Annotated in this window: 9 protein-coding genes; 3 read left to right on the top strand and 6 right to left on the bottom strand. The window is 54.8% G+C overall.

The window, feature by feature from the left end; translation table 11 throughout:
* Nucleotides 1-164: 164 nt before the first annotated feature.
* The 3 genes from F7Q90_RS17235 to F7Q90_RS17225 form a co-directional block, all read right to left on the bottom strand.
* Complete coding sequence (locus F7Q90_RS17235; RefSeq protein WP_006119943.1) at nt 165-1,625, bottom strand: amino acid permease; 1,461 nt, start codon at nt 1,623-1,625, stop codon at nt 165-167.
* Nucleotides 1,626-1,806: 181 nt separating this feature from the next.
* On the bottom strand, nt 1,807-2,676 hold the full coding sequence (gene yieE / locus F7Q90_RS17230) for a DNA-binding transcriptional regulator YeiE (RefSeq protein WP_006119945.1): 870 nt from the start codon (nt 2,674-2,676) through the stop codon (nt 1,807-1,809).
* Nucleotides 2,677-2,693: 17 nt separating this feature from the next.
* Nucleotides 2,694-3,059, bottom strand: a complete 366-nt coding sequence (locus F7Q90_RS17225) for a YkvA family protein (protein ID WP_006119946.1) — start codon at nt 3,057-3,059, stop codon at nt 2,694-2,696.
* A gap of 102 nt (nt 3,060-3,161) precedes the next feature.
* Here F7Q90_RS17225 and F7Q90_RS17220 point away from each other — a divergent pair, with 102 nt between their 5' ends.
* From F7Q90_RS17220 to nfo, 3 genes are all read left to right on the top strand, one after another.
* On the top strand, nt 3,162-4,214 hold the full coding sequence (locus F7Q90_RS17220; protein ID WP_151161038.1) for a YeiH family protein: 1,053 nt from the start codon (nt 3,162-3,164) through the stop codon (nt 4,212-4,214).
* A 179-nt stretch (nt 4,215-4,393) separates the two neighbouring features.
* Entirely contained in the window at nt 4,394-5,323 is a 930-nt protein-coding gene (locus tag F7Q90_RS17215; RefSeq protein WP_006119951.1) for an Rpn family recombination-promoting nuclease/putative transposase, read from the top strand.
* Between the two features lie 240 nt (nt 5,324-5,563).
* The gene (nfo, locus tag F7Q90_RS17210; protein ID WP_006119952.1) at nt 5,564-6,406 is read left to right on the top strand and encodes a deoxyribonuclease IV; all 843 of its coding nucleotides are present in this window, start codon (nt 5,564-5,566) and stop codon (nt 6,404-6,406) included.
* Between the two features lie 36 nt (nt 6,407-6,442).
* Here the strand turns inward: nfo and fruA are convergent, their stop codons facing one another.
* From fruA to fruB, 3 genes are read right to left on the bottom strand one after another with little or no spacing between them, the layout of a single operon-like run.
* Nucleotides 6,443-8,140 carry a PTS fructose transporter subunit IIBC gene (fruA, locus tag F7Q90_RS17205; RefSeq protein WP_006119954.1) on the bottom strand — a complete coding sequence of 566 codons (1,698 nt, stop codon included), beginning with the start codon at nt 8,138-8,140 and terminating at the stop codon, nt 6,443-6,445.
* A gap of 16 nt (nt 8,141-8,156) precedes the next feature.
* Nucleotides 8,157-9,095 carry a 1-phosphofructokinase gene (fruK, locus tag F7Q90_RS17200; RefSeq protein WP_006119955.1) on the bottom strand — a complete coding sequence of 313 codons (939 nt, stop codon included), beginning with the start codon at nt 9,093-9,095 and terminating at the stop codon, nt 8,157-8,159.
* Nucleotides 9,092-10,222, bottom strand: coding sequence for a fused PTS fructose transporter subunit IIA/HPr protein (gene fruB, locus F7Q90_RS17195; protein ID WP_006119956.1), 1,131 nt, complete (start codon nt 10,220-10,222; stop codon nt 9,092-9,094). The genes fruK and fruB overlap by 4 nt, the downstream gene beginning before the upstream one ends.
* Nucleotides 10,223-10,411: the final 189 nt, after the last annotated feature.

Genomic DNA, 10,411 nt, shown 5'->3' with positions numbered 1-10,411 from the left:
CGATTTATGCTCCACGCTTCCTCCCCACACTCGGTCACCCTAATGCAGTTGCGCTTCACTTCATTTGCTGTGATCAACTCATGGCGGGACTTACACCCGCAGGAGTGCGCCCATGCCGGGCGCACACGTAAAAGCGCACGGCGTTTACCGTGCGCTTTTAACCGTTATGAGCGGGGAAATTCCATCTCACTGTATTTCACAATGCGTCCGCCCCGCACCAGCCTGTAACCCAGCCAGATCAGCAGGAACAAGGGCAGGCCAATATAGGTCGCTGCAACGCTGTACCAGTCAATGGTGTCCTGCAGGAAGGCCTGGTAATTCTGACCGAGCGTAATAATCAGACAGAGTACAAAAGCAAAAATGGGCCCCAGTGGGAAGAAGCCTGAGCGGTACGGCAAGTCGCCCAGATCGCGCCCCTGAGCCACATAACCGCGACGGAAACGATAGTGACTGATGGCAATCCCTAACCAGGCGATAAAGCCTGTCATACCGGAGGTATTCAGCAGCCAGAGATAGACTTCCTGATTACCAAATTTTGAGGTTAAAAAGCACAAACCCGCGACGACGGTGGTGGCCCATAACGCATTACGCGGTACGCCGCCTTTTGACAGCCGGGCAAAAATGCGCGGCGCTTTACCTTCACACGCCAGGTTATACAACATGCGCGTTGAGGCATACATCCCGGAGTTACCGGCCGACAGTACCGCCGTTAAAATCACCGCGTTCATGACCGCCGCCGCAGACAGCAGGCCGGCATTCTGGAACACCAGGGTAAACGGACTCACGCTGATATCTTTAATATCATTGTGCAACAGTTGCGGATCGGTATAGGGCAGAATCAGACTGATAATCAGAATGGCCAGCACATAAAACAGCAGGATGCGCCAGAACACCTGACGCACGGCGCGCGGAATGTTTTTCGCCGGATCTTCAGATTCACCCGCCGCTATGCCAATGAGTTCAGTCCCCTGGAAAGAAAAGCCGACAATCATCGCAACACCGATCATCGCCGCAAAACCTCCGGCAAACGGCGCATCGCCTACCTGCCAGTTATGCCAGCCTGCATTTTCCGCGCCACGCATAATGCCCACAATCATCAACACGCCCACCACGATAAAGATCACGACGGTGGCGACTTTGATCAAGGAGAACCAGTATTCGGTCTCGCCAAAGCCTTTGACTGAAATGTAATTGATCAGGAACATCAGGCTCAGGAACAGTGCGCTCCAGATCCAGCCCGGCGTGTCGGGGAACCAGTAATTCATAACCAGTTGCGATGCCACCAGGTCGACAGCAATGGTGACCGCCCAGTTGTACCAGTAATTCCAGCCCAGGGCGAAACCAAAGCCCTCTTCCACGTATTTGGCACCGTAGGTGGCGAAGGAGCCCGAAACCGGCATAAAGGCGGCCAGTTCGCCGAGGCTGGTCATCAGGAAATAGACCATTAAGCCAATTAAGGCATATGAGAGTAATGCCCCGCCGGGGCCAGCTTGAGAGATGGTGGCACCGGATGCCACAAACAGACCTGTACCGATTGATCCGCCAATAGCGATCATGGTGAGGTGGCGTGCTTTTAGATCGCGTCGTAACGCAGGTTGTTGTGTTGTATTTGTGTCATTATGCATGTGTAAACATTACGCTGGGTAAAAATAAGGCGCGATTGTAGCAGCAAAGGCCACGCTGTATAGCGAATGCTACGCTGTTATTAGTTACCTTCATGATTGGCGCGAAATTATTAGCGGCGCCGCCTGTTTCCCTGAAATTCAAGGGGTTGAACCGCTGATTAAACCACCATTCATCGGGCGTTTACGTTTCCCGGCAGTACGATAAAAACCGCGACAGGGCTTTTGAGATGTGTTTTTGTCGATGGTGGATGCGATAAAGCGTGCGCGTCAGATTCGGCAAAGGCGTTTTCAGCTCAATCAGCGTCCCGGCGCTCAACTGCTCGGCAATCACCCGACGTGATAAGCAACTGATGCCCATCCCGTGCCGCACGGCATGCTTTATCGCTTCGGAGTTGCCCAGCTCCATGCCCAACTGAAATGTCGGCAAATGGGACAACAGCAGATAATCGACAATCTCGCGCGTACCTGAGCCGCGCTCGCGGAGAATCCAGGTGGCCTCAGCCAGCGAGGTCAGCGTGACGGGCTGCAGCAAAATGGCGGCGTCCGGTGCGGCAAAGACCACCAGCTCATCTTCCAGCCAGGGCTCGCTGACCAGTTCCGTCATATGGCACGGCCCCTCAATTAATCCCACATCGACGCGAAAATCGGAAACGGCTGTGATCACGTCCTGACTGTTTCCCACGCTCAGCTCTAAAGGCAACGTGGGGAAATCACGGCGGTAACCGGCAATCATCCCTGGCAGCAGATAATTCCCGATGGTGCTGCTGGCATAAATACGAATAGCCCCGTTATCTTCTTTAAATAACTGTTCGATTTCTGTGGCCTGTTCGAGCAGGCCAACGGCACGGGGATAAAGTAACCGGCCATGTTCGTTGAGCACTAGCCGCTTTCCTACCCGATCGAAAAGCTGCACACCTAACTGGTTTTCCAGATCAGCCAGGGCGGCACTGACAGCAGACTGGGAGAGTGCCAGCACCTGAGAAGCCTGGGTGGTAGAGCCGCTTTTAAGCACCTCGGTAAACACTTCAATTTGTCGCAGGGTAATATGCATGAAAACTCCGGAATCACTTAGCGCGCGACAAGGTAAACGATCAGGGCGATCCACAGCAGAAAAATCACACCCAGTACACCCAATACTTTTTTACCGCGTGCACGCTGTTGCTGCGCACGCGCGACGCTGCGGGCCCGAACCTCGCGCGGCAGCATTTTCAGCAGTAACATGACACCGGCAGGGATAATGACGGCATCGTCTACTAATCCCACAACCGGGATAACATCCGGAATCAAATCGATCGGACTTATGCCGTACGCCAGCAACCCGGCGGCCAGGCCTTTACACCACAGCGGTGTTTGAGGATCGCGACAGGCAAAGGCAAGCGTTAGCACATCGCGTTTGATGAGCGTGATTAAGCGTTTCAGTCGTGCAAACAGCATAGTTCCTGCCTTATCACTTATAGCGGTAGATTATAAATCTATAATCAATTTCACTTTTAACAAGCCCCGCATGATGATGAGCGCTCAACCAGGAGCGTAATCATGGCAGACATCACCCTCTCAAAAAATCCTTTCGTTCAGCAGTGGCTACCCGGCCTGTTGTTATGCGGCCTGATCGCCAGCGTGACTGCCGCTGTGGCCCAGGTGCCAGGCATCGCTCGTCTGGGTCTGGGATCATTAACTCTGGCGATTATGCTGGGCATCATCGTCGGTAACAGCGTTTACTCGCCTCTTGCCGGCCAGTGTGACGCGGGCGTACAGCTGGCAAAACAAAAACTGCTCAGGCTCGGTGTGATTCTGTTTGGCTTTCGCATCACCTTGCAGCAAATCACCGACGTGGGATTAAGCGGCCTGCTGATTGATGTGCTGACCCTGAGCAGTACGTTCTTTGTGACCTGCCTGCTGGGCCGACGTCTGCTGAAGCTTGACCGCGAAACTGTATGGTTAATTGGTGCAGGCAGCAGCATCTGTGGCGCCGCGGCGGTGCTGGCCACGGAACCGGTGGTCAAAGCGGCGCCGTCAAAAGTGGCCGTTGCCGTCGCTACGGTGGTGCTTTTTGGTACCCTGGCGATTTTTATTTATCCCGTTTTGTGGCCACTGATGCATGACTTTTTTCCCCGTGTCACGCTGACGCAGTTTGGCATTTTTACCGGTTCAACCATTCATGAGGTGGCGCAGGTCGTTGCTGCCGGACACAGCATTGCGCCCGAAACCGAAAGCAGCGCCGTTATCGCGAAAATGCTGCGCGTCATGCTGCTGGCGCCGTTTTTACTGTTGCTGAGCGTCGCCCTGCGACGTGAGCAGGCAGAACAGCAGAGCGCAAAGCCGGTGACGTTTCCATGGTTTGCCCTGATGTTTGTCGTTGTCGCCTTGTTCAACTCGCTGCACTGGCTGCCGGCCGGATGGGTGAATATGTTCAACACGCTGGGAGGAATATTGCTGACCATGGCAATGGCGGCACTGGGTCTGACCACCCGTTTCACTGCCCTGCGTGCAGCGGGCTATAAACCTGTGCTGTTGGGGGCACTGGTCTTTGGCTGGCTGGTGCTGGGCGGCGGCACGATTAACCTGCTGGTTCAGCGTTTTATCGCGTAAGGCACGTTCATGTCTTTATTAAACCGGCCGCATGCAGGCCGGTTAGCCCGTTTGCTCGCGTGCTGAAGGTGTTCATCTCATCCAGCGTTGCGAGAAGCGTCGTAAATTAAACCATTGCTATTAGGTAAGATCCTCCCGTAGCTCTATTGTAGACCGGTGATTTTTACGAGCCGGAACTGATGAAGAGAACGTCCCCAACACCGACACCTCACGACGCGCTGTTCCGACAGTTTCTGACCGAGCCGGACGTGGCGCGGGATTTTATGGCGATCCACCTGCCACAAGCGTTGCGCGCCCTGTGCGATCTGACCACGCTTAAGCTGGAATCGGGTTCTTTTGTCGAGGACGACCTGCGGCAGTACTATAGCGATGTGCTGTACAGCGTGAAAACCGCGTCCGGCGAAGGCTATATCCACGTCCTTATTGAACACCAGTCTGGTCCGGATAAACACATGGCCTTCAGGTTAATGCGCTATGCGGTGGCCGCCATGCATCGCCATCTGCAAGCCGGACATCAAACGCTGCCGTTAGTCATTCCCGTCTTGTTCTATACCGGTAAACGTAGCCCCTATCCCGATTCTCTCTGCTGGCTGGATGGCTTTGCGTTACCGGATCAGGCGGGCAAACTTTACACGGCGGCTTTCCCTTTGGTTGACGTAACGCGTATCCCTGACGACGAGATCCTGCACCACCGCCGTATGGCCGCCTTAACGTTACTTCAGAAGCACATCCATCAGCGTAATCTGACCGTGATGCTTGACAGGCTGGTGGCTATTCTCACAAATGAATATCTCTCTTCATCACAGGTTATCTCGCTGGTAAACTACATGGTGCAGGCGGGCGAGGTGTCGGATGCGCACGCCTTAATCCATAAGCTGGCACAGCGGGTGCCGCAACACGGAGACGCACTGATGACCATTGCAGAACAGCTGGAACAAAAAGGGATTGAGAAAGGTATCCGTTTGGGCGAACAGCGTGGTCTTGAGAAAGGCAGAAAGGAAGAAGCGCTGAAGATTGCCCGGGTCATGTTAACTAACGGCTTTGACCACCCTACCGTCATCAAAATGACCGGCCTGAGCGAAAAAGATATCGCGCAACTCCGCCACTGACAGGTTTGCCCAACCTTTTTAGTCCCCGCATCATTCTGTTGCAGACGCTCGCCAGCTCGCCATGCTGGCAGCCTGTCCTTTCTGACGCCGCTCTGTTCTGCGGGGCAGCAGATATTATCCTGTCGCGCTGCTGTTTGCCTGCCTAATCCGGGTGTAAAAATTTCCGCCGCGCTGCGTTTTGCCCCGGTGTCATCGTGTATCATGCCGTTCAGACTGAGTTGAACCCTTCAGGAGAACGGCATGAAGTATATTGGCGCGCACGTCAGCGCATCGGGTGGCGTGGATCAGGCAGTGATCCGCGCGCATGAACTGGAAGCCACGGCGTTTGCGCTGTTCACCAAAAATCAGCGCCAGTGGAAAGCCGCCCCGCTCTCGGATGAGACCATTGCTGCCTTTCGCGCTGCCTGCGAGAAATACCACTTTTCATCAGATCAGATTCTGCCTCATGACAGCTATCTGATTAATCTGGGGCATCCGGTTATGGAAGCCCTGCAGAAATCCCGCGATGCCTTCGTGGATGAAATGCAGCGTGCAGAGCAACTGGGCCTGACACTGTTAAATTTTCATCCGGGTAGCCATTTACAGCAGATTGACGAGCTGACCTGTTTAAAACGTATCGCTGAGTCCATCAATATCGCACTGGATCAGACCCGCAACGTCACCGCCGTGATTGAAAACACTGCCGGACAGGGCAGTAATCTGGGCTTTCGCTTTGAGCATCTCTCGACCATTATCGAACACGTTGAAGATAAATCTCGCGTAGGTGTTTGTATTGATACCTGCCATGCTTTCGCCGGCGGATATGACCTGTGCAGCGAAGCAGCCTGTACTGAAACTTTTGCCGAGTTTGATCGCATAGTCGGATTTAATTATCTGCGTGGCATGCACCTGAATGATGCCAAAAGTACGCTGGGCAGCCGGGTTGACCGTCACCACAGCCTGGGAGAAGGCAATATCGGTAAAACCGTGTTTAGCTGGATAATGAAGGATTCGCGCTTCGATGGTATTCCGCTGATTCTGGAGACCATCAATCCGGATATCTGGAAAGATGAAATAGCCTGGCTCAAATCAGAGCAACGTTAAAAAAAGGAGCCTGGCGGCTCCTTTTTCCTTTTAAGATCAGGCTTTCGCCAGTTCTTCTTCCGGGCGTTTCAGCACCGCATACCCTAATCCGGCAATGGCTGTGCCGATAACAATCGACAGCAGGTAACCCAGTACCGGGGTAATTGCACCTGGAATCAACAGCACGAACAGGCCGCCGTGCGGTGCCATCAGTTTGGCACCAATCGCCATAGAAGTGGCACCGGTCACCGCACCGCCGACGATACAGCATGGCAGGACGCGCATGGGGTCACGAGCGGCAAACGGAATCGCACCTTCTGAGATAAAGCACAGGCCCAGAACCAGCGCGGCTTTACCTCCTTCCTGCTGACCTTTATTGAATTTACGACGGGCAACCAGCGTCGCCAGCCCCATTGCCAGCGGTGGCACCATACCCGCAGCCATAATGGCGGCCATCGGTGCATAGGTTTGTGAACTCAGCAGACCGACACCGAAAGCGTAGGCAACTTTGTTAACAGGACCACCCATGTCGGTACACATCATACCGCCGAGGATAGCACCTAGCAGGATAGCGTTAGCCGTTCCCATGTGAGCCAGCCAGCTGGTCAAACCGCTCATGATGCCCGCGACGGGTTTACCGACCACATAAATCATCAGCAAGCCGGTGATCAGGCTGGCAAACAGCGGAATGATCAGGATAGGTTTTAACGCTTCCATACTTTGTGGCAGCTTCACTTTGCCGCTAATGAGTTTGGCTGCATACCCCGCAATAAAGCCCGCGATGATGCCGCCAAGGAAGCCCGCGTTGATGCTGGTGGCGATCATCCCGCCAATCAGGCCCGGCGTCAGGCCCGGACGGTCCGCGATAGAGAACGCGATAAAACCCGCCAGTACCGGTACCATCAGGGCAAACGCGCTACCGCCACCGATTTGCATCAGCGCAGCCGCCAGCGTACCCGGCTCTTTAAACGCCGTAATACCAAACGCAAACGACAGCGCGATACTCAGACCACCAGCCACCACCATCGGCAGCATGTAAGACACACCTGTTAACAGATGACGGTAAGCGCCTGCACCGCCCTCTTTTTTCTCTTCCTGATTGCTGTTTTGCGCGCCGGACGGTTTAAACGGCTTCGCTTCAGCAACGGCTTTATCCAGTTCCTGAGCGGTCTTCTTCAGCGCCAGGCCGGTTGAGGTACGGTACATCGGTTTACCCGCAAACTTCGCCAGGTCCACTTCGATATCCGCCGCCACGATCACCAGATCGGCCGCCGCCACTTCTTCTGGCGTAATCGCGTTACCTGCACCAACAGAGCCACGGGTTTCAACTTTTACCCACCAGCCGCGTTTGGTCGCTTCAGCCTGAATAGCTTCAGCCGCCATAAACGTATGTGCTACGCCCGTTGGACATGCCGTTACGGCAACCACGCGTTTTGGTCCGTTAGCTGACGCTGTTGCAGGGGTTGCAGCCGGAGCGGCTGCGCGGGCCTGCCAGGGTTTCGCTTCGGCTTTCGCACGGTTCAGGAACTGTTCTGGCTCACTGACCGCCTGTTGAACATCGCCCAGCCAGACGGATTTTCCGTTCAGCGCAGCATCGTCAGGCACATGTTGACCGGTGACAATCACCAGTTCGGCTTCCGCCGGGTTTTCTGTTAGGGTCAAACCCGCCTGCGCAGCCGCAGCAGCCAGACGTTGTTTTGCCATGTAGGCAGAGGCCAGTCCTGTTGAAGGATCTTTTATCAGCAGCGTTTTCACTATCGCTCTCCTGCTGTTAGTTAACGGGTTGTAAGTCGACGCGCGCCATCATTGCGGCCAACTGGGTACGATCGGTAACGCCAACGTTGCTCTGGCTCACGGCCATCGCGGCTACCGCAGTAGCCAGACGTAACGTATGTTCACTGGATTCACGCATTAACAGGCCATAAATCAGGCCACCTACCATGGAGTCACCTGCCCCAACGGTGCTGACAACCTCGCACACCGGCGGTTTAGCAATCCATTCACCTGAGGCATTGACCCAAAGTGCGCCTTCTGCACCCAGAGAAATCACCACATGTGCAATGCCCTGCTCACGCAACTCGTGCGCTGCGTTAATCACATCCTGCAACGTAGGGAGTTTACGTCCCGCCCAGATTTCCAGCTCGCGACGGTTGGGTTTGACCAGCCATGGTGCGGCCTTCAGGCCTGCGACCAGCGCTTCACGGCTGCTGTCGAAGATAATGCAAGGGCAATGGGTGCGCAGTTCAGTCATCCAGCGGGTAAAGGCGTCAGGATCGACACCTTCCGGCAGGCTGCCGCTAACGCAAACCATGTCGAACTGACCCAGCCAGGTTAATGAATCGCTGGTAAAACGATCCCAGTCCTGCGCGGTCACCCTGAAGCCGGAAAAGTTGAGATCGGTGACGTCCCCGTTTTGCTCGGTGAGCTTGACGTTGATGCGGGTACGGCCATTGACCACCTGAAAGCGGTTAGCAATCCCCAGTTCACTGAACAGTTGTTGGAAACCATCCTGGTTATCTTTCCCCAGAAAGCCCCCTACGGTGACATCAATCCCCAGATCTTTCAGCACTTTGGCAACATTGATGCCTTTACCAGCAGCATGCAATCCGGTGGTTTTTACCAGGTTCACTTCACCGCGCTCAATTTCAGGCGTATAGCCGACCAGGTCGTACGCAGGATTCAACGTGATAGTTGCCACACGTCTGGTCATGCTGCCCCCTCACCTAATCCGCTGTTGATTGCTTCTTCGATGGCATCTAATGCCTGCTGTGCATCATCACCACTGGCAGTGAAACGCAGGCGATGGCCTTTTTTCACGCCCAGCGCGACCACTTTCATCAGGCTGCGTCCGTTCGCCGGTTTGCCGCTGCCGTCGAGGTTCGTAATCGTGATCTCACTGTTAAACTGCTTGATAACGCTCACCAGTGCCGTACCCGGACGCGCATGTAAGCCATGCTCGTTGCGGATCGTGAATTCTGCAGTCAGTTGGTCCGCCTGCTCGTCGACTTCGCTGGTTAGCAGGGCATAAACACCTGCCGCATCCGCTTTTAATAAACGATCGGCCTTATTACTCTGCAGCAGAGCGCTGAGGTAGCCCAGCACGTCCAGAGGACGCTCATCAACGGCTGCCACGCTTATCAGCATGTTGACCGGTTCGCCCTGGTGCTCAAACGCGCTCGCTGCGCGGCTGACGGCTACGCCGCTTTGCAGATTGCCTTTACCGCTGTCACTGAGCCAGATGCCCTGTCCCAGACTCAGAGGATGGCGGGACACCACATCCGCGACATAGCTGGCATCAACCACGCCCGCCGCCTGTAAACGCCCGGCATTTAAGGCCTGCAACGTCATCAAATCACGTGCATTGACGTCGAGGGTAATCAGTGAGGTGTCAAAGCTGAACGCCGCGGGCTGCTTCTCACCCATCAGCAGCGCACGCAGATCTTCCGCTGAGGCCGTTTTAAGCTGTTCGGCAACAGAGTCATCACTCAGCACATGCGTAAGCTGACGTAACAAGGCCAGGTGTTCATCGGATTTGGCCGCAATACCAATCGCGACATAGGCGGTCTGATCGTCGCCCCAGGCAATGCCCTGCGGAAACTGAAAGACCTGCACGCCGGTTTTCAGCACCAGATCGCGTGTGTCGGTGGTGCCGTGAGGAATGGCAATACCATTACCCAAAAAGGTAGAGGTCTGCTGCTCACGTGCCAGCATACCGTTGACATAACCTTCCGCCACGTTACCTGCAGCAGTAAGTGCCGCCGCAACCTGACGAATCGCATCTTCTTTATTTTGGGCGCTGGCTCCGGTATGGATGGCCTGCAATTCGAGCTGGAACATAATTCTCCTCGCTTGCTGATTGAATCGTTTCAGCTTACTGGTGTCGAATCTTGCTGTTCGTGCCAGTAAAGGCCGCTACAGCAACGCTGAAACGTTTCAAGAATTGTGCTGAACATGCGTGTCACTGGCAAGAAAATGCGTCAACGACGTAGCAGATCTTTGACGTTACGCACAATTCAGTGAGATCAG

The organism is Pantoea stewartii subsp. stewartii, from assembly GCF_008801695.1.
GTDB lineage: Bacteria > Pseudomonadota > Gammaproteobacteria > Enterobacterales > Enterobacteriaceae > Pantoea > Pantoea stewartii.
The sequence above is the reverse complement of the archived record's forward strand: the minus strand, read 5'-3'. Positions and strand labels throughout refer to the sequence as shown.

Excerpts from the sequence above, each read along its gene's own strand:
- F7Q90_RS17235 (WP_006119943.1), bottom strand. The coding sequence starts at position 1,625 with ATGCATAATGACACAAATACAACACAACAACCTGCGTTACGACGCGAT.
- yieE (WP_006119945.1), bottom strand. The coding sequence starts at position 2,676 with ATGCATATTACCCTGCGACAAATTGAAGTGTTTACCGAGGTGCTTAAA.
- F7Q90_RS17225 (WP_006119946.1), bottom strand. The coding sequence starts at position 3,059 with ATGCTGTTTGCACGACTGAAACGCTTAATCACGCTCATCAAACGCGAT.
- F7Q90_RS17220 (WP_151161038.1), top strand. The coding sequence starts at position 3,162 with ATGGCAGACATCACCCTCTCAAAAAATCCTTTCGTTCAGCAGTGGCTA.
- F7Q90_RS17215 (WP_006119951.1), top strand. The coding sequence starts at position 4,394 with ATGAAGAGAACGTCCCCAACACCGACACCTCACGACGCGCTGTTCCGA.
- nfo (WP_006119952.1), top strand. The coding sequence starts at position 5,564 with ATGAAGTATATTGGCGCGCACGTCAGCGCATCGGGTGGCGTGGATCAG.
- fruK (WP_006119955.1), bottom strand. The coding sequence starts at position 9,095 with ATGACCAGACGTGTGGCAACTATCACGTTGAATCCTGCGTACGACCTG.
- fruB (WP_006119956.1), bottom strand. The coding sequence starts at position 10,222 with ATGTTCCAGCTCGAATTGCAGGCCATCCATACCGGAGCCAGCGCCCAA.